The organism is Roseovarius atlanticus (assembly GCF_019802205.1).
GTDB classification, from domain to species: domain Bacteria; phylum Pseudomonadota; class Alphaproteobacteria; order Rhodobacterales; family Rhodobacteraceae; genus Roseovarius; species Roseovarius atlanticus_A.
On the sequence record NZ_JAHVHQ010000003.1, the window covers coordinates 835,788 to 860,111 of the forward strand.

The following is a 24,324-nucleotide window of genomic DNA, read 5'->3' on the forward strand; positions in this document are numbered from 1 at the left end:
TTACAAGAGGCCGTGATGTCCAGAACCCTTCTTTCCCTATCCGCCACGATGGCGTTCGTTGCAGGCACTGCCGGTGCCGAAACGCCGCAGGTCGCCGTGGATATCGCGCCGATCCATTCGCTGGTTGCCCGCGTCATGGACGGCGTGGGCCAGCCGGCGCTGATCGTGGCGCCGGGGGCCAGCCCGCACGAATACAGCTTGCGACCCTCCGACGCGGGGGCGTTGCAGGAGGCGGAGGTGGTTTTCTGGCTCGGGCCTGACCTTACGCCCTGGCTGGAGGATGCGCTGGACACGCTGGCGGGGCAGGCCGATGTGGTCGAGTTGTTGCAGGTCGATGGCACGGTAACCCTGCCGGTCCGTGAAAGTGCCTTGTTCGAAGCGCATGACCATGCTCACGGATCGGGTGGGCACGATGACCATGCGCATGACGACGACCATGCCGATCACGAAGGTGACGAGGAGACTCATGCTCACGCGGAGTCGGAGCACGAGCATGAGCATGAGCATGCGCACGACCACGAGCATGAGCACGACCACGAGACAGGCGCCGAGCACGGCGAAAGCGCGGAGGGCCACGCCGCGCACGATCACGGCCATGGCGGGCTGGACCCGCATGCCTGGCTGTCGCCCGACAATGCCGCCACGTGGCTGACCGCGATCGCTGCCACGCTGTCGGAAGCCGACCCCGCGAACGCCGAGGCCTATCGCGAAAACGCCGCCGCCGGTGTCGACGAAATTGCCGCGCTGAAATCCGAGCTCGACGCGATCCTCGACCCGGTGCGCGGCGGCAATTTCATCGTGTTCCACGATGCCTACCAGTATTTCGAGGATGCCTTGAACATGCCTGCTGCAGGGGCGATCTCGGTCTCGGACGCGGCCGACCCCAGCCCGGCGCGCATTGCCCAAATTCAAGCACGGGTGCGTGATGAGGGTGTGACCTGCGTGCTGTCGGAACCCCAGTTCGCCCCCGGAATCGTCGACGCGGTGATGGAGGATGCGCAAGCGCGGACGGATGTGCTGGATCCGCTTGGCTCGGACCTGGAGCCGGGACGTGCGCTTTATCCGCAGCTGCTGCGCAATCTTGCGACGACCCTGGCGGAGTGTCTTTAGGCCTCAACTGCCGGTCTGGATCTGATAGCCGGGCCGGGTGATTGCCTTGACCGTGGTGATGGGCGCGCCGTCGATCCAGGTCGTGCGTTCGATCACCATGAGAGCGGCCCCGACAGGTGTCTCGAGAAGGCCGGCGATCTCTTCGCCGGCCGAGATGGCATAGAAGCGCAGATCGAGCCTTGTGTAGGGCTTGTTGTGGACAAGCCACTCGTTCGCGCTCTGCTCGGTGAAATCGAGATCGCGAATTTCGGGCGACGTCCGGGGGCAGATCCAGCGGTCCTCGAGGATGTAGGGCCGGCTGTCGGACAGGTGCAGGGCCTCGACGCGCACCATGGGGCGCGGCGTGTCGAGTTCGAATGCCGAGAGCACCGCGCGTGGCGCATCGGCTTCACTGCGGCGGATCAGGTGATAGCCATAGCGCCCGCCGCGCTGTTCCACCTCGCGGCGGGTGATCGGGATGTCGAGCGTGGCGCGGGTGACCGGGTCGGGCCGCACCCGTGTTCCGCCCTTGCGCCGACGCTCCACCAGACCGCTGTCGGAAAGATCCTGCATGGCGCGCTGTACGGTGGAGCGCGCGCAATTCAGGTCTTCGGCAATGTCGGCATCCCGCGGCAGGCGGTCGCCGGGGCCGTATTGCCCGGTCAGGATCTGGTCGTGGATCCGGTCGCGGACATCTCTCCACGACAGGCGTGGCGGCGTGGTCATATCGCCTGTCCCAGTTGCGCGGTGACAGCCAGAAATGCGTTGGTGATCCGGTCACGCGCGACGTGGCGACCGTTTTGGACCATGTGGCGCCCCGCGCTCCAGACATCGGTGACGCAACTGCGGCCACGGCCCGTGAAGATAAGACTGTCGAGCGCGGTGTCGCCGGAGCGATTGCACAGGAACTCGTTTTCGGTGGACACGGCGATGAGATCTGCAAGCCGACCTTCGGCAATCTGCCCCGAAGCACGGCCCGCGGCCTGTGCTCCGGCCTGCGCCGCGGCGTCAAAGAGTACCCGGCCCGTGGAGTGGTCCGCCGTTGCCATCGCCGCGCGGCTGCGGTCGCGCAGGCGCTGGGAATAGTCGAGCGTGGCAAGCTCCTCCCAGAGCGCGATGTGGATATTGGAATCCGAGCCGACGCCGAACCGTCCACCGGCGTCGCGATAGGTGATCCCGTTGAAGATACCGTCGCCCAGGCTGGATTCCGTGATCGGGCAGAGGCCGGCGACAGCGCCCGTGCCGGCCAGCGCACGGGTCTCGGCGTCCGTCATTTGCGTGCAGTGGATCAGGCACCAGTCCGCCGTCACATCGGCATTGTCCAGAAGCCACTCGACAGGGCGGGCGCCGAGGTGGGCCTCGACCTCCTGAACCTCCGCGACCTGCTCGGCGAGGTGCATATGGATGGGGCCTTGGGGGCAGATTTGGCGGGCTTCGGCCAGCGCGTCAGGTGGCACGGCGCGGAGGGAATGGGGCGCGATGCCGATGGCAAAGTCGTCCGGGGCTTCGGCAATGAGCCTTGCGCTATCGCCGTGCAGGCGGGCGAACAGCTCCGGGTCGCTGCCGAACCGGCGCTGGCCGCCTTCCAGCGCGCGCCCGTCGCAGCCGCCCTGCATGTAGTGCACCGGCAGCAGGGTGAGGCCGATGCCGGTATTCGTCGCGGCCGTGGTGATCCGCCCGGCCATCTCGGCCAATTCGGCATAGGGTTTGCCGCCGATATCGTGGTGCAGGTAGTGAAACTCGGCCACCGCGCCATATCCTGCCTCGAGCATCTCCATGAACACCAGTTCGGCAATGGCCTGCACGTGGTCCGGCGTCAGCCGGTCGAGAAAGCGGTACATCAGCTTGCGCCAGGTCCAGAAACTGTCGTTGGGGTCGGGGCCTCGGGTTTCGGTCAGCCCGGCCATGGCGCGCTGGAATGCATGGCTGTGCAGGTTGACCGGCGCGGGCAGCAACAGGTCGACGGTGTGCGCGCCGGGCGACGGCGTGCGGGAGATTCGCGTGATGCGCCCCTGGTCGATAGTCAGGCAAAGGTCGCTGACCCAGCCGTCCGGAGTAAGGGTCTGACGAGACTGGATTTCCTGCACGGGCGATCTCCATTGACAAAATATGTACCTACATATTACCGTTCCGTAAGCCGCGTGGCAAGGAGGGAAGAATGACCGATCACCTGACGATCACCAATGCCACCATTGCCCGCATGGACGGCTCGGAAGACGGGTACGGCCTGATGCGGGATGCGGCGTTGCGGGTGCAGGGCGAGCGGATCGACTGGGTCGGGCCGATGGCCGAGCTTGGCGAGGTGCCGCAAGACGCGCAGGTGATCGACGCCGGAGGGCGGCTTCTGACGCCGGGTCTGATCGATTGTCACACCCACATTGTGCATGGCGGCAATCGCGCCCGCGAGTTCGAAATGCGACTCGAAGGGGCGAGCTATGAGGAAGTGGCGCGCGCCGGGGGCGGGATTGTCTCGACCGTGACGGCGACGCGGGAAGCGGATGAAAGCCTGCTGCTGGCGCAGGCGTTGCGCCGCGCCGATGCGTTGATCGCGGAAGGGGTCACGACGATCGAGATCAAGTCGGGTTATGGCCTTGATATCGAAACGGAACTGAAGATGTTGCGCGTGGCGCGCGCGGTGGGTGAGGCACGTCCGGTGCGGGTCGTCACGTCCTTTCTGGGCGCCCATGCGGTGCCGAAGGGCGCGGATGCGGACAGCTATATCGACGAGGTCTGCCTGCCCGCGCTGGAGGCGGCCCATGCCGAGGGGCTGGTCGATGCGGTGGACGGCTTCTGCGAAGGGATCGCGTTCGACACCGGGCAGATCGCGCGGGTGTTCGACAAGGCCGCGGCGCTGGGCCTGCCGGTCAAGCTGCATGCCGAGCAGCTGAGCAATATCGGCGGGGCGAAATTGGCGGCGGAGCGCGGCGCGCTGTCGGCGGATCATGTGGAATATGCGAGCCAGGCCGACGCCAAGGCGCTGGCCGAAGCGGGCAGCGTGGCGGTGCTGTTGCCGGGGGCGTTCTATACGCTGCACGAAACGCAAAAGCCGCCCGTCGCGGCGTTCCGCGCCCACGGTGTGCCGATGGCGGTGGCGACGGACTGGAACCCCGGATCGTCGCCGATGGGATCCGTCCTGCTGGCGATGAACATGGCCTGCACGCTCTTTGGCCTGACCCCGGCCGAGGCGCTGGCGGGCACGACGCACCATGCAGCCCAGGCGCTGGGGCTGTATGACCGGGGCGAGATCGCGCCGGGGATGCGGGCGGACCTGGCCATCTGGGATGTCGAGGAACCGGCGGAGCTGAGTTATCGCATCGGGGTGAACCCGCTGCACAAACGGATCTTCGGAGGGCGGGCATGACCCTGACGCTGGTGCCGGGAGAGACCCGGCTGGAGACGCTGGAGCGGCTGTGGCGCGACGGTATGGCGGCGGTGCTGACACCGGATGCACGGCCTGCCATTGAGGCCGCGGCAGGGCAGGTCGCGCAAGCAGCGCGCGGGGATGTGCCGGTATACGGCGTCAACACGGGCTTTGGTAAACTGGCCTCGGTGCGCATTCCGCCCGAGGATGTGGAAACGTTGCAGCGCAACCTGATCCTCAGCCATTGCTGCGGCGTGGGCGAAATGCTCGAGCCCGAGACCGCGCGCCTGATGATGGCGCTGAAGCTTTTGTCGCTGGGGCGGGGTGCCTCGGGCGTGCGATGGGAGATCTGCGCGCTGATCGAGGGGATGTTGGCGAAAGACGTGCTGCCGGTGATCCCGTCGCAGGGGTCGGTGGGCGCGTCGGGTGACCTTGCGCCGCTGGCGCATATGGCCGCCGCGATGATCGGCGAGGGCGAGGCGCTGCTGGACGGCGTTCGGATGCCCGCTGGCGACGCGCTGGGAAAGGTCGGGCTGACGCCCGTGGTGCTGGGCCCCAAGGAAGGGCTGGCGCTGATCAACGGCACGCAGTTCTCGACCGCCTGCGCGCTGGCGGCGCTGTTCGATGGCGTGCGTGCGCTGAGGGCCTCCATCGTGACATCGGCGCTGTCGACGGACGCCATTATGGGCTCGACCCAGCCATTGCAGCCCGAGATCCACAGCTTGCGCGGCCATAAGGGGCAGATCGACGTGGCGACGGCCATGTCGGCGCTGATGGCGGGCAGCGAGATACGCGAAAGCCACCGGGAAGGGGACAGCCGGGTGCAGGACCCGTATTGCATCCGGTGTCAGCCGCAAGTGGCGGGGGCGGCGCTGGACCTTCTGCGCTTTGCCGCGACAACGCTGGAGATCGAGGCGAATGCCGTCACGGACAATCCGCTGGTGATCGAGGCGGGGATCGTCTCGGGCGGGAATTTCCATGCCGAGCCGGTGGCCTTTGCCGCCGACCAGATCGCGTTGGCGCTGTCGGAAATCGGGGCCATCGCGCAACGCCGAGTGGCGCTGATGGTGGACCCGGCGCTGAGCCATGACCTGCCACCGTTCCTGACGCCCGCGCCGGGGCTGAACTCGGGCTTCATGATTGCCGAGGTGACGACGGCGGCGCTGATGAGCGAGAACAAGCACCTGGCGAACCCCTGTTCGACCGACAGCACGCCGACCTCGGCCAACCAGGAAGATCACGTGAGCATGGCCGCCCATGGCGCGCGGCGGCTGCGCCGGATGAACGCGAACCTGTCGATGATCCTGGGCGTCGAGGCGCTTTGCGCGGCCCAAGGGATCGAGGCGCGCGCGCCGCTGGTGACATCTGACGCGTTGCGGCACGCGGTTGGGACGATCCGGGCGGAGGTGCTGCGGCTGGAAGAAGACCGGATGATGGCGCCGGACATGGAAAAGGCCGCGGCGCTGGTGCGCGAGGACGCGCTGGCCCGCGAGACGGGTGTGGAGGTCGGGCTGTGAGTTTTCTTGAGGTGACGCGGGGGCAAAGCCCGCTGGTGCTGGGTCTGCCGCATACGGGAACGGATGTTCCGTCTGACGTGGCCGAGGGTCTGAACGAGACCGGGCAGGGACTGGCCGATACCGACTGGCATATCCACGAGCTTTACGCGGGTCTGGTTGGCAACGTGACGACAGTGCGCACGACGATCCACCGCTATGTCATCGACGTGAACCGCGACCCGCAGGGAGCGAGTCTGTATCCCGGCCAGAACACCACGTCGCTGTGCCCGGTGACCGATTTCGACGGTCTGCCGATCTTGAAAAAGGGGGCGGAGCCCGACGCGGCCGAGATCGCGCGGCGGCGGGAAGCCTATCACGCGCCCTACCACGCTGCGCTGGCAGAGGAGCTGGAGCGGGTGCGGGATATTCACGGGTTTGCGGTACTCTACGACTGCCACTCGATCCGGTCGGAGATTCCGTTCCTGTTCGAGGGTGTTCTGCCGGATTTCAACGTGGGCACCGATGCGGGCCGGACCTGCGCGCCGCAGATCGAGGCGCTGGTGGTCGGCACCTGCGAGGCGGCGGATGGTTATTCCAGCATCCTCAACGGGCGCTTCAAGGGCGGCTGGACGACGCGGCATTACGGGCGGCCCGGCGAGGGCCTGCACGCGATCCAGATGGAGCTGGCGCAGTCCACCTACATGCAGGAGAGCCCGCCCTGGGACTATGCGCCCGACCGCGCGAACCGCCTGCGCCCGCATCTGAAAACCATTCTAGACGACCTGATCCGTTGGAGGCCCGAATGACCAATCCCCGCCATAACCTGCGCGACATCTACCCGCCGACCGGCACCGAGATCAGCGCGAAAAGCTGGCAGACCGAGGCGGCGATGCGGATGCTGATGAACAACCTGCATCCGGACGTGGCCGAGAACCCGCATGAGCTGGTGGTCTATGGCGGCATCGGGCGTGCGGCGCGGACATGGGACGATTTCGATCGGATCGTCGCGGGGCTGAAGGATCTGGAAGCGGACGAGACGCTGGTGGTGCAGTCGGGCAAGCCCGTCGCCATCGTGAAGACCCATGCGGATGCGCCACGCGTATTGATCGCCAATTCCAATATCGTGCCGCATTGGGCCAACTGGGACCATTTCAACGCGCTCGATAAGAAGGGCCTGATGATGTACGGCCAGATGACCGCCGGGTCGTGGATCTATATCGGGTCTCAGGGCATCGTTCAGGGCACCTATGAGACCTTTGCCGAAGCCGGGCGTCAGCATTACGACGGCGACCTGACCGGCAAGTGGATCCTGACCGGCGGCCTGGGCGGCATGGGCGGGGCACAGCCCTTGGCCGCAGTGATGGCAGGAGCCTGCTGCCTGGCGGTGGAGTGCAACCCGGACAGCATAGATTTCCGCCTGCGCACGCGGTATGTCGATGAGAAGACGGACAGCCTCGACGAGGCGCTGGAGATGATCGAGCGCTGGACCAAGGCGGGCGAGGCCAAGTCTGTGGCCCTTCTGGGGAATGCGGCGGATATCTTTCCCGAGATTCACAAGCGGGGCGTGCGGCCTGATATCGTGACCGACCAGACCAGCGCGCATGACCCGGTGAACGGCTATCTGCCGCAGGGCTGGAGCATGGCCGAGTGGCGCGAGAAGCGCGAGAGCGACCCCAAGGCTGTCGAGAAGGCGGCGCGCGCGTCGATGAAGGTGCATGTGAAGGCGATGGTGGATTTCTGGAACGATGGCGTGCCGACGCTGGATTACGGCAACAACATCCGGCAGGTGGCGCAGGAAGAGGGGCTGGAGAATGCCTTTGCCTTTCCCGGCTTCGTGCCGGCCTATATCCGGCCTTTGTTCTGCAAGGGGATCGGGCCGTTCCGCTGGTGCGCTCTGTCGGGCGATCCGGAGGATATCTACAAGACCGATCAGGCGATGAAGGAGCTGTTTCCCGAGAACGAGAAACTGCATACGTGGCTGGACATGGCGCGCGAGCGGATCTCGTTCCAGGGGCTGCCGGCGCGGATCTGCTGGATCGGGTTGGGCGACCGGCACCGGGCGGGTTTGAAGTTCAACGAGATGGTGGCGAGCGGAGAGCTGAAGGCGCCCGTGGTGATCGGGCGGGACCACCTCGACAGCGGCTCGGTCGCCAGTCCCAACCGCGAGACGGAAGCGATGAAGGACGGCTCGGACGCGGTGAGCGACTGGCCGTTGCTGAACGCGCTGGTGAACACGGCGAGCGGGGCGACTTGGGTCAGCCTGCATCACGGCGGCGGCGTCGGCATGGGGTTCAGCCAGCACGCGGGTGTCGTGATCGTGGCGGATGGCACTGACGCGGCCGCCAAGCGGCTGGAGCGGGTGCTGTGGAACGATCCGGCCTCGGGCGTGTGGCGGCACGCGGATGCGGGATACGAGACCGCGATCGACTGCGCCAAGGACCACGGGCTGCGCCTGCCGGGTATCCTGGGGAACTGAGTCATGGACAGGGACGACAGAGCTACGGGTGCAGTTTGCCAGGTGCGGCAACGCGCGTGCCATGGCACGGAATTTAATCACACGAGCCCGGGATCGGACCGCGGGACGGGGCCGCTTGCTGCAAACCGCTGTACGGCCTTGAAAAACCGCAGCTTCGGCGCGACTGCTGGGAAAACATGCGTGACGCCGCGATGAAACAAGACCAAACACCACCAACCAACAAGGAGAGACCCATGGACAGACGCAAATTTTTGACGAGTGCCGCGATCGGCACCGCCGCCGCTCCGCTGGCCACACCGGCCATCGCGCAGGACGTGCAGCAATGGAAGATGGTGACCGCATGGCCCAAGAACCTGCCCGGGCCGGGCGTCGCCGCGCAGATGCTGGCCGACCGGATCACCACCCTGTCGGGCGGACGCATCGAGGTGAAGCTGTTCGCCGCGGGCGAACTGGTGCCGGGTCGCGGCGTGTTCGATGCGGTCAGCGAAGGCACGGCAGAGCTTTACCACGCGGTTCCGGCCTATTGGGGCTCGAAATCCAAGGGCATCCTTCTGTTCGGCTCGCAACCTTTCGGCCTTCGCGCGGACGAGCAGGTGGGCTGGCTGTACCATGGCGGTGGGCAGGCGCTTTACGACGAGATGTACGGCCAGTTCGGCATCAAGCCGTTCCTGTGCGGCAATTCCGGCCCGCAATGGGGCGGCTGGTTCCGCAACGAGATCAACTCGGTCGAGGACCTGAAGGGGCTGAAGTTCCGCACCACGGGCCTTGCGTCCGAGATGTGCGCCAAGCTGGGCATGGCGGCCGAGGCCATGGGCGGGCCGGACATGTTCCAGGCCTTGCAGACCGGGGCGCTGGACGCGGGCGAGTTCATCGGGCCGTGGACCGACAGCGCGCTGGGCTATCAGCAGGTGGCCAAGAACTATTATTGGCCCGGCGTGGGCGAGCCGTCCTCGGCCGAGGAATGCGGCGTCAATGCCGAGGTGTTCGGCGCGCTGCCCGACGACCTGAAAGAGGCCGTGTCGGTGGCCTGCGAAAGCCTCTACAACCCGGTCTGGACGGAATACACCACCAAGCACGCGGCCTCGCTGAAAAAGCTGGTCGAGGAAGACGGCGTGCAGGTAAGAAAGTTCCCGCAGGAGGTGATCGACGCCATGGGCGAGGCCGCAAAGGAAGTGATCGACGAACTGCGCCAGGACAGCGACGAGTTGGTCAAGCGGATCACCGAGAGCTTTGTCGCTTATCGCGACAGCATCGGGGCCTACATGACCTATGCCGATAACGGTCAGATGAATGCCCGTGCCGCGGTGATGGGCTACTGATGACGCGGGCGCGCGGGGGACAGCCTCGCGCGCCACGACCAAAGGGGCAGGGAAGGCCGGGACATGCTGGCACTGGCAGGGATCATCGACGGGATCAATCGCGGTATCGCGTCGGTATTGCGGTGGTTCGCGCTGCTGATGGTGCTGGTGCAGTTCGGCATCGTCGTCGGGCGCTATGTCTTCGGCGTCAATTCGATCTGGGTGCAGGAAAGCGTGCTGTACCTGCACGCGACGTTGTTCATGTTGGCGGCGGGTTACACCCTGCTGGTCGACAAGCATGTGCGGGTCGACATCTTTTACGCCAAGGCCGCGCCCGCCACGCGGCGGTGGATCGACATGGCCGGGCACCTGTTTTTGTTGCTGCCCTCGATGGCGGCGTTGATCTGGTGGTCCTGGCCGTCGGTGCGCAATTCATGGAAAATTCTTGAAGGGCCCATATCCGTGGGCGGGATCGAGGCGGTGTTCCTGTTGAAATCCCTGATCCCGGTGTTCTGCGTTCTGGTGGCGCTGCAATCTCTCGCGATCCTGCTGCGGCTTGTCGCCGGGGAGGAGCCGGCGTGACCGAGTATCTCGACCTTTTGATGTTCGCGGCCTTGGTGGTGGCGATACTCTCGGGCTTTCCGGTTGCCTTCAGCATCGCCGGAATCGCGGTGCTGTTTGCCTATCTGGGTTGGGGCCTGGGCGCGATGGATATCTCGCTGCTCGGCGCGTTCGGGCAAAGGGTGTTCGGGCTGATCTCGAACCAGGTGCTGATCGCCATACCGCTTTTTGTGCTGATGGGGGCTTTGCTGGAGAAAAGCCGAATCGCCGAGGAGCTTCTGGACACGATGGGACGCGCCTGCGGGTCGTTGCGGGGGGGCCTGGGCATTTCGGTGATCCTGGTGGGCGCGCTCTTGGCGGCGTCGACCGGAATCGTCGGTGCGACGGTGGTGGCGATGGGAATGATCGCGCTGCCGACGATGCTGCGCTCTGGGTACAATCCGAGCGTGTCGGCCGGGATCGTCTGTACGGCGGGCACCCTGGGGCAGATCATTCCGCCCTCGACCCTGCTGATAATCCTCGCCGACGTGATGTCGAACGCCTATCAGCAAGCGCAGTACGAGCAGGGCAAGTTCTCGGTCGAGGCCTTGTCCGTTGGCCAGTTCTTTGCCGCGGCATTGATCCCCGGGCTGGTGCTGGTGTCGCTGTACCTGATCTACGTACTGGTCCGGGGCGCGTTGCGACCGCAGGACATGCCGCCCGCGGATGCAACCATGTCCAAACCGAGCGGGCGGGAAGTGCTGGAGGCCATCGTGCCGCCCGTGCTGCTGATCTTTGCCGTGCTGGGGTCGATCCTGGGCGGATTGGCGACGCCGACCGAGGCCGCCGCCGTGGGCGCCGTGGGTGCGCTCTTGATGTCGGGCGCGCGGCTGGGACGGATGCGCGCTTTGATCCTGATCTCCGCCGCGGCGCTGATCGCGCTGGCCGTTGCGGCGGGCGTCTTTCCGGTGCGGTTGCAGCGGGGCGATCTGGGCGCAGGGTCCTACGTGGCGGGCGGGATTTACATCGCGCTGGCGGTGCTGGGGCTGATCGGCGTGCTGGCGGCGCTGCGCAACGTGCTGGCGGAGCGGGTGGCGCATGATGCGGTCACCTCGACCATGACCATGACGGCGATGATCTTTGCCACGATCCTGGCCGCGGGCATGTTCTCGCTCGTCTTCATCGGTCTGGGCGGAGAGGACCGGGTGGCCTATTGGCTGGCCAACCTGCCGGGCGGGGCGACGGGGGCGTTGATCGTGACGATGATCATCGTTTTCTTCATGGGCTTCTTCCTGGATTTCGTGGAAATCTCGGTGATCGTGCTGCCGCTGGTGACGCCCTCGCTGATCCTGCTTGGGCATGACCCAATCTGGCTGGGGATCATTCTGGCGATCAACCTGCAGACCTCGTTCCTGACGCCGCCTTTCGGTTTTTCGCTGTTCTATCTGCGCGGCGCGGCGCCGCCGGAGATCACGACGGGCCATATCTATCGCGGGGTGATGCCGTTTATCGGGTTGCAGGCCGTGGGTGTGGCGGTTGTCTGGATTTGGCCGTCACTGGCGACATGGCTGCCGCGAGTGATGTTCTGAGGCGCGCGTCAGAGCGCCACGATATGATTGTCCCAGGCGCAGTCGATCCGGTCGAGCGCACGCGGGCCGTCCGCGCTGATGCCGATCAGACCGCCCAGTCCGTCGCTGGCGAGATAGCCCGCGCCACGGGTCGCGAGCCCGCAGATATCGGCGCGGGACAGGGCGCCGCGGAAGTCTCCCTGGTCGGTGAACCGATGGAGCCTGCCGCCACGCGGCGAAGTGATGGCAATCTCCTGCCCGTCGCCGCGAAACGCGATACTGCCGGCGTATCCTTGCATGGCCAGTTCATCCGCAAGCGGGGCGGAAGCGAGGACCGGAGTGCTGCCGCGCCGATGCAGGCCGAGCAACGGCGTGGCACTGTCGGGCAGGCCTTCCCACTGCATCGCAAAGCCCACCAGCCCGTCGGCGCGAATGGCAAGGTGACGGATAGAATTCTGGTGCAGGTCGTCTGAAAGTGCGACCTGTTCGAGCAACGCGCCCCCGAGAGACAGGTAGCTCAGATTGGGCCGCATCGTGTCGACGTTCAGCTTGGTCCGGTCGGTGGGATCGGTGGCGATCCCGCCATTGGCGACTACCAGAGTGGCGCCATCCGGCATGAGGCGCAGGTCGTGCGGGCCTGTCCCGCCGGTCGGAAATTCGCCGATGCGATGGTATTCTGCGCTGGCGTCCCAGATGCCGATGTAGCCTTGGCTCGTGTCGCTGGCTTGTTCACTGGTGAAGAGCAGCGCGCCGCCTTCGGCAAACACGCCATGGCCGTTGAATTGTCGCACCTCGGGCGGGGTCAGCTGGTGGACGACATCGCCGCGTGCGCAGTCGATCACCAGGGCAAAGCTGCCGGGCCGGCGGGCGAATGCGACGGCCTCGGCCCGGTGCGGATGTCCGGCCCCGGCATGTCCGCGGGCGGGCAGGGGGATTCGGAACGCGACTTCGGCGGCATCGGTCAACCCATAGAGCGCGAAATGGCCATCGGGCTGACGGGCTGCTGCCAGAAACTGCGGATTGCCGGCCGCGGCCCAGCCAAGTTGGGGCACGCTGCCGGCGGCCAGTAGGGTTGCAAGGAAACCTCGACGCGTGGTGGGCATGGTCAGTCTCCGTCGTGGGCGTTGAAGCCGGGCGCGATGCCCAGCGGTTCACCGACCTCGCTTGCAATGGTGTCGTGCAGCGCTTCCACGGCCTGCTGAAGCACCTCGACCCGCAACCGGCCCTGCGGTGTCGCGACATCACCCAAGGCGGGGTCTTCGATGCGATCCGCGGTTTTTCTGAAATGCGCGTGGGCGGCTTCGGTGCGGGGCAGATCACGGTCGGCCAGGGCGCGGGCAAGATCGACGGCACCGCCAACCGCAAGCCGAACGTTGCGCAGGGACCGCCCCGAGCGCCGCGCCTCGGCCAGCGCGGGGCGTGGCCGGTCGAAATCGCCCATTGGCAGACTCAGCCGTTTTCCGGACGTGAACTCCAACGATGACAGGACTTGGGTGAAGATCGCCCGCTTCGCCTCGGCGTCGGTCATGTAGGTCGTGTTGCCGGACTCTCCTGCCGTGCGCAGTACCGGGGCAAACTCCGTTTCCCAGGCGGACTGAAGCGCCGCGGCCTGCCTGCCGAGATCGGCGGAGATCGTGGTCACGAGGGCGCATGTGTAGCTCTGTGCGGCGTAGTCCGAGAAGTCCGGATCGTAGAGCAGCATGTCCAACGCGTACAACCCGCGCGCCGCGATCGAGACGTCGGCGTAGGCGTCCGGTTCGTGGGCGACCGGATCCTCGTCGGCGATCAGGCCATTGAGGGCGCGCTGGGTGAAGCCGCGTGGATCGGGCCAGAACCCGACCGACAGGGCGCCCGTTTCGGACGGCCCGATGCGGAGATCCGAAATCGGCATCCACGTGTCGAACGTGTCCTGGAAAACGGGGCGCAACGCATCCGCCCGGCAATCGTTTTCGGCCGTTTCGGCGAGTTGTTCCGACGCCTCGGCAAATCGTTCCAGTCCCGGCAGGATGTGCTGTTCGAGGGCCTCATCGACCCCGGCATGGGCCGGAGCGGCCGCAAGACCGAAGCTGAGGATCAGGGCGGGCAGGTATTTCATAGGCTCTCCAGAAAGCGGATCAGGGCCGCGCGATCCCCGGGCGGCATTTCCGCCACCTTGTCACGGGCGGCGCGCGCCTCGCCGTCATGCCACAGGACGGCTTCCAGCAGCGACCGTGCCCGCCCGTCATGCAGGAACGTGCTGCGGCCGGACACAGTCTCGGTCAGTCCGATCCCCCAGAGCGGCGCGGTGCGCCATTCCTGGCCGTCGGCGCGGCCTTCGGGACGATGATCGGCCAGCCCGGGACCCATATCATGCAAAAGCAGGTCCGTGTAGGGCCAGATCAACTGAAAACTGGCCGGGTTTTCGCCGTCCAGACGATGCGTGACGAAATTGGGCTGGTGGCAGGATGCGCATCCCGCATCGAAGAAAACCTTGCGCCCGCGCAGAACCTCCGGGTCGTCCACGTCGCGCCGTGCCGGAACGCCCAGCGTCCGGCTGTAGAAGGCAACGAGGTCCAGCCCGGTCTGGTCGATCTCGAGCCCGCCCTGTTCCGGGTCACCGCCGTGCCGGGCGGCGGTACAGTCGGTCTGCGCGTCGGTACACTCACCCGCGCCGGCGCGATGGATCGGATTGGAAATGCCGATATCGCCGGCGAAGGCGCTGGCGCTCTGCTCGAGCACGGTCGGATTGCCGGCCTTGAGCCCGAAACGGCCCAGCATGGGTTGATCATGGACGTCGGACCAGACCACCTGGGGTCGTCCTGAAATGCCGTCCCCGTCGCTGTCGTCCGGATCGGCGCGGCTGAGGATGTCGGCGGTCGGGATCGCCTCCAGCAGGCCCATGCCGATCATTTGTGGCGCGACCCGCGGGCTGAGCATGGCGTCCTCGGCCAGCGGACCGTAACCCAGATCAACCGCGTCATAGCTGGGCTGTCGCAGGGTGGCGGTCTCGCCGCCCGAGAGCGGGATCTCGATCTCTTCGTAGGTGACCTGAAGTCGGTATTCCGGGGCGTGGCCGGGCAGGCTGAAATCCTGCAACTGGCTGCCATAGGTCGGCTCGGGGCTGGTGGCGTGGGTTCCGGCTATGAAACGTTCGATGTCCTGCGGGGCCGATGCGGGCACCGAGACGCGCAGGAACATGGAAACCGCGCTGTCCTCGGGGCCTTCGGGAGGATGGCCGCGCCCGTCTTTCAGATGGCAGCGCTGGCAGGAGCGGGCATTGTAAAGCGGGCCGAGGCCGTCCGACGCGATCGTCGATGCCGGGGGAGACACCCAGAGCCGCCGGAAGAGACCGTTGCCGACGCGGAAATCGAGCTCCTGTTCGAATGTCAGGTTGTCGGCGGGCTGGGAAAAGGCGTCGGGCGTCTGCCGGGCGCGGACAGTCTGCGCCCCGCCGGAGTTTTCCTCGAACGTCCAGGGTGCGGAGAAGTCCTTTGGAGGCGCGGTGACAGCGGCGACCCGGCGGCGTTCATCCTCGGTGCGGGGAATGACGTCGAGATGTATGTCCTGCAAATTGGCCCATGCGGTCGCAGCCGTTTCCTGGGCGAGGGGGACGGCGGGAAGGACAGATGCCGCTGCGAGTGCCAGCATCAAGGAAGGCTTGAATGTCATCGGGGTTCGTTCATCAAGGGAAAGGGGCGCGCCGCCGGGCGCACCCCATGACGCCCGCGGGCGTTATTGAAAGACAGCGGACGGATCATCGAGGCTGTCGGAGCCTTCGATCTCGATTCCGCCAAGCTCGAGCGCGCTGACCACGCGTTCGATTGACCGGGTCTGCTCGATCAGACCTTCGACGCCGCCCATGATGAGCGCCTCGCCGCCCGCGTTGCCGCGTGCCAGCATCTCGTCATAGGCAAACCCTGCCTCGGCCGCGGACTTGATCCGGCCAAGGGCAAGGACGGCATCGGAGAGGCGGGTGCGCATTTCGCGGTCAAGCTCGGGGTGATCCTGCGCCACGAGGTCCGACAGGGACGGACCCGAGACCAGCGTGCCATCGGTGCGCACGTATTCGCCCAGATAGACGTTGCGGATGCCGACGCCGTCGTAGAAATGGTCGTTGTGGGTGTTGTCCGAGAAGCACGAATGCTCTTCCTCTGGGTCGTTCAGCATCAGGCCCAGGCGCATACGTTCGCCCGCGGTCTCGCCATAGCTGAGGCTGCCCATGCCGGTCAGGATCGCCGAAAGCCCTGCCTTGGGATCCTGCGTCAGGTTTTCGCGGGCGGCGCCGCCTTCGGCCCATTGAGACACCATCCATTCTAGGTCCGACACCAGAAGTTCGGTCGCGGCCGCGAGATAGTCGGCCCGGCGGTCGCAATTTCCGTTTGTGCAGTCATCGCCCTGGGAATAGTCGGTCCACGGACGGTTGCCTGCGCCGTCGTCATGGCCGTTCAGATCCTGGCCCCAGAGTAGGAACTCGATGGCGTGATAGCCGGTCGCCACGTTGGCTTCGATGCCGTCGGCCTCGTGCAACTGGTCTTCCAGCAGGGCGGGCGTGATGTCCGATGCGTCGATCTCCTGGCCCGACAGGGTGAAGGTCGGGTTGGCGATGACATTGAGCGCAGCGAGCTGGTTGGCATCGGTCGGTCCGCCATAGGCACCGTCGACATAGTCGATCAGGCCCTCGTCCAGCGGCCAGGCGTTCACCTTGCCTTCCCAGTCGTCGACGATGGGATTGCCGAACCGGAAGACCTCTGTCTGCTGGTAGGGCACGCGCGCCTCGAGCCATGCCTGGCGGGCGGCGTGCATCGTGTCGGCGGACGGGGCGTCGATCAGCGCGCCCACGGCCGCTTCAAGCGCCTCTGCCGTGGTCAGGCTGTCCGAGTAGTTGGCATGTGCGATATCGGCGTAGGTTTCGAGCACCTCGGGTGCGCTTTGGGCCTGGGCGGTGCCGGCACAACCCAGCGTGATCGCGCTTGCGGCGAGAATTAAACGTGGCATTGGAGTCCCTCAATTCGGTCAGATGAGCGATAGCGGCGTTGAGCCGTAAGAATCGGTTGATGCCGGGACTCTTACAAAAATAGTCGGATACCTCAATTCCTGATTTAAAAACTCGGAAATTGAGAGGCTGCACGGACATGTGCCCCGACCATCGGATCGAAACGCCAAGACAGAGTGTATTGCGTGCAAATTGAGGTCTTGTGTCGACGCTGAAAGACTTGGATGGCGCAAGCCCGCCATCCAAAATGGTGTCTGGGGTCAGATCGCCCGGATCATCGGGTATCGACGCTTACTTGAGGTGCGCGCGCAGCATCCAGGCGAATTTCTCGTGCGTCTGCCCGCGTGCGATGCACAGGTCCTCGGTCAGCGTGTCGCCATGCTTGGCGGCCAGTTCGCCGGCACCGGCAACGGTTTCGGCCAGGGTTTCCTGCGCTTCCTTCAAAAGGCGGATCATTTCTTCGGCGGTGGGGACCCCTTCGGCCTCGGGCACTTTCGAGCGCTTCAGCATGCCGGCCAGCATCCCCTCGGCGTGCCCGTCCAACGCCTTGATGCGTTCGGCCAGGTCGTCCTGGGCGACGAAGTGATCTTCGTACATTGTCTGGAACAGCTGGTGCAGAGGGCCAAAGGCCATGCCGGTCACGTTCCAGTGAAAATTCTGCGCCAGCATCGTCGCGACGGCGGTTTCCGCGACGCACTGGTTGAGTGCCTCGGCGATCTGGGCGTTGGCATCGGTCGAAAGGGATTGGGCCGTCTGGGTCATTCGTGCCTCCTGATTTGGTGTCCGGGAAAGGTGCTGGCTGGCAAATGGCTGGCTTGCACGACCTAATTAGGTCTCAATGACCCGATCGGCAAGCCAATTTAGAATCTTTCTAAATCCGAGCAAAATTGTCAGCGACAGTCCCCAGAAGAAAGACGAGGTTACGATGGGCGTGCTTGGGCACGCGAGAATGCAGCAGGAACGTCGTGCTTGCCTGGTCGTTCGTCTTGATGCTGCGGGCCAGCGACATCAGCCAGTCCTCGTCGAAGGAGGTTTCACACTCGCCGTCGCGAAAGAGGATCGGGCGTCGGCCCAGAGCCTGGGACAAGCAGCGCACGAGAATCTCCGAGGCCGCGTATCTGGCCACATGCCCATTGACAGACAGCGTGGCGCAGGCCCCGAAAAGATCGACGTAACTCTTGCAGCGCGCATCGCGAGCGACGTGCCGCAGGTGGTCGATCAGCGGGCCTGGCCCGGCCAGCGCTTGGGTTTCAAAGCCGCTTTCGGATCCGTGGCGGCATTGCAGGGCAGATGTCATTCAAGAGCCTCTTGGTTTGTCTCTCGGGTTCGAATTGCTATCGGCGCAGGTGTGACCGGCGCGGCATCAGGCCGCTTTTCCGCCGTCGAGAACGGTCAGGGACACTTTCTTTTTCTTGCACTTCTTCGCGTAGGCCTGATCCCAGTGCTTGTAGCGGCCCATGACGGTCTGCTGCGCGACGACCAGTTCCACGAAAGCCTCGCGCTGCTTGTCCTTCTTCAGTTGCTTGAACGCGGATTTCTGCGCCTTGGTCATCGAGCAGCCGATGCAATGGCCGTCACGCTTGAACTTGCAGACGTCGATACAGGGACTTGGGACTTTTGACATGGGGCCTCGCTGGAATATGGTCTAAGCACTGTCTGGCATGGGGTTCAGGTGGTCGGGGCGGCGGGTCTCACTTCGTCAGGATCAGATTGCCCGCGCGGGTGATGCGCAAGGTGTAGGTCTGGCCGTCGAGGACGATATTGGCCTTTACCCCGTTCACGATCAGGTCGCGGGCGTCGTAGACGGCGCCTTCGTCGTGGTCCACGATCTGACGCGGCTCGGGGACGGGGCTGGTCCGGCTCATCGCGGCCTCACCGAGTGGCTTGACGCCATGTGCCGGCCAAGCGGTTCTGCGGCCCGGGCCGTGGCGTGAGCGTCAAGGTTGGGGAGCATCATTCATGTTTCCTTCCAATGACATGCGGGCTGCCAATCGCGGTGGCCGGGCTCCGGGTGACGATTGCTGCGCGAAATTTCCTGACTATTCGAGTCGGGTTTGTGTCATGCGTACAATATTCCGATTGTTTCAGTCAAGAAATCTCGGGCTGCGCCGCGGGCTTGCCTGGGACATTCAGCGACCCGCGGCCTGGTCCAGAAAGCGCAGGCGGTTGCCGAAGGGGTCGATCACCTCCATCTGCAGGCCCCAGGGCAAAAGCTGGGGCTTGGGCCGCATGTTGGGGTAGGGCGCCAGGGTGGCGTGCCAGTCGCGCAGGTTGTCGACATGGACCATCACGGTCGAGCCCGGTGTGGCATCCCCGTGATGTTCGCTGAGATGAAGGTGGAAATCCCCCAAGCGCAGAAAGGCATAGAGCGGTGCGTCGGGGAAGATGCGCACCTCGCCGGTCCACTCGAACCCCAGCCAGTCCACGTAGAACGCCCGCGCCTTGCCTTCGTCGAAGCTGCGAAAGACCGGCGCGGTGCGGGTGACGCGGGGCGTCATGCGGGTGCGTCGGCGTCGATCTTCTGGATTGCGCTGAAGCCCTCGAATTTCGGTGTACCCTCGTGCAGCTTCCGGCTTTCACCGGCGCGCGCGTGGGAGGCACGGAATTCGGCGCTGGTGGTCCAGGCGCGGAAATGTTCTTCGCTTTCCCAGACGGTGTGCGACGCATAGAGGACGCGGCCCTCCTCCTGCGGCCCCCTGAGCATGTGAAACGACACGAAGCCGTCCATGTCCTTCAGCCTGCTTTCGCGGGTCAGCCAAAGCTCTTCGAACGCGGCGGCGTTTTCCTCGGGGACGGTGAAACGGTTCATGGCAAGGTACATCGATAGCCTCATTGATTGTTCAGTGTCGCGCAGGGATCGTCCCGGTCGGCTGGCGGGACGATCCGGGTCTCGTCAAAAGGTATATCGGTTTGCGACTCGACGAAACCGATGGCGTGGGTCGTGACCTGAGGCGCGGCGCGCGCGATCATCGCGGGAATGCCCCAGTCGGTTCTTGCGTGACCGTTGCCGGCGATCACGGCGACAGGGGGACCGTAGGCCTCCAGCGCCTCAAGCGCGGCGCGGGCGAAGACCGCGTCGCGGTAGCGTTGCACGGCGACCATGCCACCCATCATGTCCCGCGGCATGGCCTCGCAATGGGCCGCGAACTGCATCGTTTCGCGCGTCGCCTGTTCCTCTTGCGCCAACGGGGCGTCCAGACCGTAAAGCGTGGCGTCAGGGCCGAACACGGTGGCGGCCCCGTCGCTATAGACGGTCTTGACGCTGTCACGAGGCGCAGCCGCCCCGATGATCCTGGCCTCGTCCAACGCATCGAAGAGAGGTGCGTAGATCGGATAGTCGGGCCATCCGCTGGCCTCCCAGGCGGCCTCGATCCGGGTCCGGTCCGCGTCGGCCTTATCTGCCTCTTTGGCGGTCAGCATCTCGAACACGACGGCGGTCGGTTGCAGCTCTTCCAGCACCGCGGCCTGGCCAAGATGCGCGTCCGGGTTGTCGTGGACTTCGCCGAGGATGACGATATCGGCCGCCGGCTGGGACAGCGCGGGTGCCGCGAGACAGAGAAGAAGCGTGGCGAGGCGCATGGACGATCCTTTCAGGCAGAGGCCGCGTGCGGCAGGATATAGGGCACTCCCGACGGGGGAGGAGCGGAAACCCTCAAGCTACAGCCATAGGCCTGCGACAGGATGCTGTCGGTCAAGACCGCGGCAGGCGTGCCGAAGGCCAGCCGCCGCCCCTCGGACAGCACGGCAACCCGGTGGGCGTAGAGCGCGGTGAGGTTCAGATCGTGCATGACCGCGATGACGCCACCACCCGCCCGGGCAAACCCCCGGGCGATTTCCATGACCTGCAACTGGTGCGCGATATCAAGGCTGCTGACAGGTTCGTCCAGCAACAGCCAGCGCGGCTGGCCGTTCTCGACCGGGGTCCAGACCTGGGCCAGGACACGGGCCAGCATCACGCGCTGCGCTTCGCCGCCCGAGAGTTCCTGGAACGTCCGGTCGGCATAGTCCGCCAGACCGACGCGCGTCAGCGCCGCCAGGGCGACCTCGGCGTGTTGTCCGGCGGTGCCGGCCTGCTGCCCGAGGCGTACCACCTCGATCACGGTGAAGGGAAAGGCGAGGCGTGACGCTTGCGGAAGCACGGCGCGCTGCGCGGCCAATTCCCACGGTTTCATCTCTGCGATGTTCCGGTCGTTGAGCCGGACGGTGCCGCGATATGCGGACGCGGCCGTCATCGCACCGAGCAACGTGGATTTGCCCGAGCCGTTGGGGCCGACGATCGCCGTGACCTCGCCGGGGGCGGCGTCGAGGGTGACACCGCGCACCGCGCGGCGGCGTCCGTAAGAGACATGGATATCCGTTGCGACCAAACTCACAGGTCCACGAGCCCCCGTCGCTTGAGAAGGATCCACAGGAATACGGGCGCGCCGAGGACGGCGGTGACGATGCCGATGGGCAATTCCGCGGGAGCGATGACGACCCGCGCGATCACGTCGGCAAAGACCAGCAGGATCGCGCCGAGCAGCGCCGCGTTCAGAAGCAGCGCGCGGTGATCCGGTCCCGACGCCAGGCGCAGCAGGTGCGGCACGACGATGCCGACAAAGCCGATTCCGCCCGATACCGACACGGCGGCCCCTGTCGCCGCGGCGACCGCGAGGATGGCAAGGATTTTCACGCGCTGCACCTCTATGCCGATATGCGCGGCCATGGCCTCGCCCAGGGCCAGGCCGTTGAGACCACGGGCGAGGGTCAGGGACGCGCCTGTCGCAACAAGGATCATGGGACCCGCTGCAAGCACCTTGGCCCAGTTGGCCCCGGCAAGCGATCCAAGGCCCCAGAACGTGAGGTCGCGCAGCTGCTGGTCATCGGCCATGTAGACAAGCACCCCCGAAAGCGCGGCGGCCAGGGCCCCGAGCGCGATGCCGGCCAGCAGCATCGTGGCGACGGAGGTGTGTCCGCGACGCGTGGCGACACGGTAAAGCAGAAGGGTCGATCCCCAACCACCGAGAAAGGCTGCGAGCGGCACCGCGTGCGGCCCGACCGCGCCAGCCAGCCAGGCCGGTGCCTGTGCGCCCAGCATGATCGCCAGGATCGCGCCCAGCCCGGCCCCGGCGCTGACACCCACGATGCCCGGATCCGCCAGGGGATTGCGAAAAAGCCCCTGCATGACTGCCCCCGAGACGGCAAGCGCCGCGCCGACCAGCACGCCCATGACGAGGCGCGGCAAACGGATGTCCCACAGGACAACGCGTTCCATCTGGCTCAGGGGCTGACCTTGGAGTATCCGGGCCGAGACATCGGACAGGCGCACATCGGTGGCGCCGATTTGAAGGCCGGCGAGGCAGGCAAGCAGCAGCATCCCCAAGAGAAGCCAATGCAGCCTGTAAGCCCGTGCCACCCGGTCGCGCGGACGGCGCTGCACATCGGTGATCGCCGACATCGCCTAGCTGCCCTGTTCGTAAAGCGCGGCGTTCAGGTGGCGGATACCCTCGGCGGTGCGAGGGCCGAACCCCAGCATCAAAAGCCCGTCCATCCGCACGACCGCGCGCTCTCGGGCCGCCGGGGTCAGGCGGATCGCGGGCATGTCGAAGAGCGCGTCATCGGTGATGGCATGGTCGCCGGTCCGGCTCATCATCACGATCACGTCCGGTGCGGCCTGGCCCACGGCCTCGTCCGTGATCTGCTTGTAGCCTTCGAACGCGGAGATCGCGTTCAGCCCGCCCGCCATGCGGATGATGGCATCTGCCGCGGTGCCGGTGCCGGAGGCGTTGATCTTGCCGCCTTGGGTGGACAGGACGAAGAGGACGCGCTTCTTGTCCCCCTCGGGACGCGCGGCATCCGATATCGCAGCCTGCATCTCGGCCTTGACCTTGGCGGCCAGGGCCTCGGCCCGGTCCGGTACGTCGAGCGCATCGCCCACGACCGAGATCTTGCGCAGGATGCCTTCGGTGGTCAGCGCGTCGGGAACCTCGACGAATGTCACGTCAGCCGCGCGGATCACGTCAAGGGCCTCTGGCGGCCCGGCCCCTTCCTCGGACACGATGAGCGAGGGACCGACCGACAGGATGCCCTCGGGCGACAGCGCCCGCATATAGCCCACGTCCGGTAGGCTTTCGACGGACGGCGGATAGGTCGACGTCGTATCGCGCGCCTTCAGCCGGTGTTCCTGTCCCAGCGCCGCGACGATTTCGGTGACGGAGCCGCCGATGGACAGGACCGTGGCATGCGGGTTTTCCGCGGTCTTTGCCTGCTGTCCGCTGACGGAGAAGGCCGCGACGGCACCCACCATCGAGATGCCGATCGCGAGGAATGCCGCCCTTGCACCCGATTTGCAGGTCATGCCGCCACCTTTTCGGCCGAATTCAGCTTCGAGACGATTTCGCCCCAGGCGGGGCGGGAATCGCGCCCTTCCTTGCCGACGCCGAAGCACTGGAAGATCAGGCCGCCATCCGCATCGAAGGCTTCGACCGAGACAGCCGGACCGCGTTGCGTGGGCTTTTCTACGGCCCAGAGTTCCGCCACCTTGTCGCGCCGCAGGTGCAGGTTGAAGCCGGGATCCATCACGTTCTGCCACGGCCCCATCGGGTGCAACGTGACGATCGGACCGGAATGGATCTGGATGCAGCCGCGGTTGCCGACGAACAGCATGATCTCGATCCCGGTATCGCGCACGGCGTGCAGCATGTCATCCACCGCCTTGGGGTCAAGCCGGCGCACGAACGGTGCGCCAGCGATGCGGTAAGCGCCCAGGCGATTCATCTTCAGCTTGGAACACAGGCGCAGAAACTGGTGGGTGTCGGTCAGACGGGCCCACTCGTCGCGCAGGATATCGCGCTTGTCGAGGCGCGACTTCGGCGCTTCGGTGGGCTGGCGGGGTGCGACCGCCTGCGTGTCGGACTGATCTTCCACTGCGAGGTCCGCAACCAGCCCGGCCCAGGCATCGTGCCGCGAGGAGTCGCGCAGGTGGATCTTGTGGATGGCGTCACCCGCCGCATCGAAGATCTGGATCGACCGGCGCGGTCCCGTCTCTGTCTCGGTTTCGACCGCGAACCCGTGTACCCAGTGCGATTGAAAGATCCGCAGGTCGATATTCTCGGTCAGGGTCATCGCGGCATGATCGCCGGGATGATAATTGCCGTACTCACCGACCTTTTCGTGCACGCAGGCCTCGACGCGGGTCAGGGCCATGACCTCGCCCAGCTGTTCGGCGGCAGGGATCACCCGGTCGGGATGCGCCGCGATCCGTGTCACGCCCCGGCCCACCTCGGCGGCCACCAGCTCTGCCTCGGAAATCGCCAGCGCCTGTGCCGCGTCGCGGGCGCGTAGCTTGGGGTTTTCCGCCCGGTGGGCGCGGATGTCGTCTGGGGTTGGGGAGGTGCGGTCGCTCATGGGGCATCCTTCGGTAAGCGTGCAGGTCCGATGGCTGCGCCCGGTATTCCAGCGGTGCGTGGCTCTTGAATTTACTTGACTGTTTTAGTCGGATTGGTTTAGCGCTGCAACCCGTCGCGATGGGGATCATCGAAAATC

Annotated in this window: 25 protein-coding genes; 8 read left to right on the forward strand and 17 right to left on the reverse strand. The window is 65.7% G+C overall.

All coding sequences use genetic code 11. The features are described from left to right. Window positions 1-15 precede the first annotated feature (15 nt). A complete protein-coding gene (locus KUV49_RS10000; protein ID WP_222449820.1) occupies window positions 16-1,110 on the forward strand; it encodes a zinc ABC transporter substrate-binding protein in 1,095 nt (364 codons plus the stop codon). A 3-nt stretch (window positions 1,111-1,113) separates the two neighbouring features. On the opposite strand, the gene KUV49_RS10005 is transcribed toward KUV49_RS10000, so the two are convergent. Together KUV49_RS10005 and KUV49_RS10010 are read right to left on the reverse strand one after the other, a co-directional pair. Continuing rightward, window positions 1,114-1,815, reverse strand: a complete 702-nt coding sequence (locus KUV49_RS10005; protein ID WP_222449821.1) for a GntR family transcriptional regulator — start codon at window positions 1,813-1,815, stop codon at window positions 1,114-1,116. After that, entirely contained in the window at window positions 1,812-3,176 is a 1,365-nt protein-coding gene (locus KUV49_RS10010) for a formimidoylglutamate deiminase (protein ID WP_222449822.1), read from the reverse strand. Before KUV49_RS10010 ends, KUV49_RS10005 begins: the two co-directional genes overlap by 4 nt. 71 nt (window positions 3,177-3,247) lie before the next feature. Between KUV49_RS10010 and hutI the strand changes: the two genes are divergently transcribed. The 7 genes from hutI (at window position 3,248) to KUV49_RS10045 (ending at window position 11,849) form a co-directional block, all read left to right on the forward strand. Next, on the forward strand, window positions 3,248-4,450 hold the full coding sequence (gene hutI / locus KUV49_RS10015) for an imidazolonepropionase (protein WP_222449823.1): 1,203 nt from the start codon (window positions 3,248-3,250) through the stop codon (window positions 4,448-4,450). Further along, window positions 4,447-5,967, forward strand: a complete 1,521-nt coding sequence (gene hutH, locus KUV49_RS10020; RefSeq protein WP_222449824.1) for a histidine ammonia-lyase — start codon at window positions 4,447-4,449, stop codon at window positions 5,965-5,967. Before hutI ends, hutH begins: the two co-directional genes overlap by 4 nt. Next, window positions 5,964-6,752 carry an N-formylglutamate deformylase gene (gene hutG, locus KUV49_RS10025; protein ID WP_222449825.1) on the forward strand — a complete coding sequence of 263 codons (789 nt, stop codon included), beginning with the start codon at window positions 5,964-5,966 and terminating at the stop codon, window positions 6,750-6,752. The genes hutH and hutG overlap by 4 nt, the downstream gene beginning before the upstream one ends. Beyond that, window positions 6,749-8,422: a urocanate hydratase gene (hutU, locus tag KUV49_RS10030; RefSeq protein ID WP_222449826.1), complete on the forward strand. Its 1,674-nt coding sequence runs from the start codon at window positions 6,749-6,751 to the stop codon at window positions 8,420-8,422. The genes hutG and hutU overlap by 4 nt, the downstream gene beginning before the upstream one ends. A 233-nt stretch (window positions 8,423-8,655) precedes the next feature. Continuing rightward, a complete protein-coding gene (locus tag KUV49_RS10035) occupies window positions 8,656-9,741 on the forward strand; it encodes a TRAP transporter substrate-binding protein (protein ID WP_222449827.1) in 1,086 nt (361 codons plus the stop codon). Between the two features lie 63 nt (window positions 9,742-9,804). Continuing rightward, window positions 9,805-10,302, forward strand: coding sequence for a TRAP transporter small permease subunit (locus tag KUV49_RS10040; protein WP_222449828.1), 498 nt, complete (start codon window positions 9,805-9,807; stop codon window positions 10,300-10,302). After that, window positions 10,299-11,849, forward strand: a complete 1,551-nt coding sequence (locus KUV49_RS10045; protein WP_222449829.1) for a TRAP transporter large permease subunit — start codon at window positions 10,299-10,301, stop codon at window positions 11,847-11,849. The genes KUV49_RS10040 and KUV49_RS10045 overlap by 4 nt, the downstream gene beginning before the upstream one ends. Window positions 11,850-11,857: 8 nt before the next feature. On the opposite strand, the gene KUV49_RS10050 is transcribed toward KUV49_RS10045, so the two are convergent. The 15 genes from KUV49_RS10050 to KUV49_RS10120 form a co-directional block, all read right to left on the reverse strand. Beyond that, window positions 11,858-12,931, reverse strand: coding sequence for a DUF1513 domain-containing protein (locus KUV49_RS10050; protein ID WP_222449830.1), 1,074 nt, complete (start codon window positions 12,929-12,931; stop codon window positions 11,858-11,860). Between the two features lie 2 nt (window positions 12,932-12,933). Then, complete coding sequence (locus KUV49_RS10055; protein ID WP_222449831.1) at window positions 12,934-13,923, reverse strand: imelysin family protein; 990 nt, start codon at window positions 13,921-13,923, stop codon at window positions 12,934-12,936. Next, a complete protein-coding gene (locus KUV49_RS10060) occupies window positions 13,920-15,455 on the reverse strand; it encodes a di-heme oxidoredictase family protein (protein WP_261391150.1) in 1,536 nt (511 codons plus the stop codon). The genes KUV49_RS10055 and KUV49_RS10060 overlap by 4 nt, the downstream gene beginning before the upstream one ends. 84 nt (window positions 15,456-15,539) lie before the next feature. Then, window positions 15,540-16,802: an imelysin family protein gene (locus KUV49_RS10065; protein ID WP_222449833.1), complete on the reverse strand. Its 1,263-nt coding sequence runs from the start codon at window positions 16,800-16,802 to the stop codon at window positions 15,540-15,542. Between the two features lie 289 nt (window positions 16,803-17,091). Next, window positions 17,092-17,562 carry a Dps family protein gene (locus tag KUV49_RS10070; RefSeq protein ID WP_152492029.1) on the reverse strand — a complete coding sequence of 157 codons (471 nt, stop codon included), beginning with the start codon at window positions 17,560-17,562 and terminating at the stop codon, window positions 17,092-17,094. Between the two features lie 109 nt (window positions 17,563-17,671). After that, window positions 17,672-18,097: a hypothetical protein gene (locus tag KUV49_RS10075; protein ID WP_222449834.1), complete on the reverse strand. Its 426-nt coding sequence runs from the start codon at window positions 18,095-18,097 to the stop codon at window positions 17,672-17,674. A gap of 66 nt (window positions 18,098-18,163) precedes the next feature. Beyond that, window positions 18,164-18,424, reverse strand: a complete 261-nt coding sequence (locus KUV49_RS10080; protein ID WP_152492031.1) for a DUF1289 domain-containing protein — start codon at window positions 18,422-18,424, stop codon at window positions 18,164-18,166. A 67-nt stretch (window positions 18,425-18,491) separates the two neighbouring features. Then, window positions 18,492-18,665, reverse strand: coding sequence for a hemin uptake protein HemP (gene hemP / locus KUV49_RS10085; protein ID WP_222449835.1), 174 nt, complete (start codon window positions 18,663-18,665; stop codon window positions 18,492-18,494). Between the two features lie 264 nt (window positions 18,666-18,929). Then, window positions 18,930-19,298 carry a glyoxalase superfamily protein gene (locus KUV49_RS10090; protein WP_222449836.1) on the reverse strand — a complete coding sequence of 123 codons (369 nt, stop codon included), beginning with the start codon at window positions 19,296-19,298 and terminating at the stop codon, window positions 18,930-18,932. Beyond that, window positions 19,295-19,621, reverse strand: a complete 327-nt coding sequence (locus KUV49_RS10095; RefSeq protein WP_222449837.1) for an antibiotic biosynthesis monooxygenase family protein — start codon at window positions 19,619-19,621, stop codon at window positions 19,295-19,297. Before KUV49_RS10095 ends, KUV49_RS10090 begins: the two co-directional genes overlap by 4 nt. Before the next feature lie 8 nt (window positions 19,622-19,629). Then, the gene (locus KUV49_RS10100) at window positions 19,630-20,379 is read right to left on the reverse strand and encodes a ChaN family lipoprotein (protein WP_222449838.1); all 750 of its coding nucleotides are present in this window, start codon (window positions 20,377-20,379) and stop codon (window positions 19,630-19,632) included. A gap of 11 nt (window positions 20,380-20,390) precedes the next feature. Then, window positions 20,391-21,173 (reverse strand): heme ABC transporter ATP-binding protein, encoded by a 783-nt coding sequence (locus KUV49_RS10105; RefSeq protein ID WP_222449839.1) that lies wholly within the window; start codon window positions 21,171-21,173, stop codon window positions 20,391-20,393. Continuing rightward, the gene (locus tag KUV49_RS10110) at window positions 21,170-22,237 is read right to left on the reverse strand and encodes a FecCD family ABC transporter permease (protein WP_222449840.1); all 1,068 of its coding nucleotides are present in this window, start codon (window positions 22,235-22,237) and stop codon (window positions 21,170-21,172) included. Before KUV49_RS10110 ends, KUV49_RS10105 begins: the two co-directional genes overlap by 4 nt. 3 nt (window positions 22,238-22,240) lie before the next feature. Then, a complete protein-coding gene (locus tag KUV49_RS10115; protein WP_261391152.1) occupies window positions 22,241-23,137 on the reverse strand; it encodes a hemin ABC transporter substrate-binding protein in 897 nt (298 codons plus the stop codon). Next, on the reverse strand, window positions 23,134-24,186 hold the full coding sequence (locus KUV49_RS10120) for a hemin-degrading factor (RefSeq protein ID WP_222449841.1): 1,053 nt from the start codon (window positions 24,184-24,186) through the stop codon (window positions 23,134-23,136). Before KUV49_RS10120 ends, KUV49_RS10115 begins: the two co-directional genes overlap by 4 nt. Between the last annotated feature and the right edge of the window lie 138 nt (window positions 24,187-24,324).

Bases quoted from the DNA above. Each gene is read 5' to 3' on its own strand.
- KUV49_RS10000 (WP_222449820.1), top strand. From the start codon at position 16: ATGTCCAGAACCCTTCTTTCCCTATCCGCCACGATGGCGTTCGTTGCA.
- KUV49_RS10005 (WP_222449821.1), bottom strand. From the start codon at position 1,815: ATGACCACGCCGCCACGCCTGTCGTGGAGAGATGTCCGCGACCGGATC.
- hutI (WP_222449823.1), top strand. From the start codon at position 3,248: ATGACCGATCACCTGACGATCACCAATGCCACCATTGCCCGCATGGAC.
- hutH (WP_222449824.1), top strand. From the start codon at position 4,447: ATGACCCTGACGCTGGTGCCGGGAGAGACCCGGCTGGAGACGCTGGAG.
- hutU (WP_222449826.1), top strand. From the start codon at position 6,749: ATGACCAATCCCCGCCATAACCTGCGCGACATCTACCCGCCGACCGGC.
- KUV49_RS10035 (WP_222449827.1), top strand. From the start codon at position 8,656: ATGGACAGACGCAAATTTTTGACGAGTGCCGCGATCGGCACCGCCGCC.
- KUV49_RS10040 (WP_222449828.1), top strand. From the start codon at position 9,805: ATGCTGGCACTGGCAGGGATCATCGACGGGATCAATCGCGGTATCGCG.
- KUV49_RS10050 (WP_222449830.1), bottom strand. From the start codon at position 12,931: ATGCCCACCACGCGTCGAGGTTTCCTTGCAACCCTACTGGCCGCCGGC.
- KUV49_RS10055 (WP_222449831.1), bottom strand. From the start codon at position 13,923: ATGAAATACCTGCCCGCCCTGATCCTCAGCTTCGGTCTTGCGGCCGCT.
- KUV49_RS10060 (WP_261391150.1), bottom strand. From the start codon at position 15,455: ATGCTGGCACTCGCAGCGGCATCTGTCCTTCCCGCCGTCCCCCTCGCC.
- KUV49_RS10065 (WP_222449833.1), bottom strand. From the start codon at position 16,802: ATGCCACGTTTAATTCTCGCCGCAAGCGCGATCACGCTGGGTTGTGCC.
- KUV49_RS10070 (WP_152492029.1), bottom strand. From the start codon at position 17,562: ATGACCCAGACGGCCCAATCCCTTTCGACCGATGCCAACGCCCAGATC.
- KUV49_RS10075 (WP_222449834.1), bottom strand. From the start codon at position 18,097: ATGACATCTGCCCTGCAATGCCGCCACGGATCCGAAAGCGGCTTTGAA.
- KUV49_RS10080 (WP_152492031.1), bottom strand. From the start codon at position 18,424: ATGTCAAAAGTCCCAAGTCCCTGTATCGACGTCTGCAAGTTCAAGCGT.
- hemP (WP_222449835.1), bottom strand. From the start codon at position 18,665: ATGAGCCGGACCAGCCCCGTCCCCGAGCCGCGTCAGATCGTGGACCAC.
- KUV49_RS10090 (WP_222449836.1), bottom strand. From the start codon at position 19,298: ATGACGCCCCGCGTCACCCGCACCGCGCCGGTCTTTCGCAGCTTCGAC.
- KUV49_RS10095 (WP_222449837.1), bottom strand. From the start codon at position 19,621: ATGTACCTTGCCATGAACCGTTTCACCGTCCCCGAGGAAAACGCCGCC.
- KUV49_RS10100 (WP_222449838.1), bottom strand. From the start codon at position 20,379: ATGCGCCTCGCCACGCTTCTTCTCTGTCTCGCGGCACCCGCGCTGTCC.
- KUV49_RS10110 (WP_222449840.1), bottom strand. From the start codon at position 22,237: ATGTCGGCGATCACCGATGTGCAGCGCCGTCCGCGCGACCGGGTGGCA.
- KUV49_RS10115 (WP_261391152.1), bottom strand. From the start codon at position 23,137: ATGACCTGCAAATCGGGTGCAAGGGCGGCATTCCTCGCGATCGGCATC.
- KUV49_RS10120 (WP_222449841.1), bottom strand. From the start codon at position 24,186: ATGAGCGACCGCACCTCCCCAACCCCAGACGACATCCGCGCCCACCGG.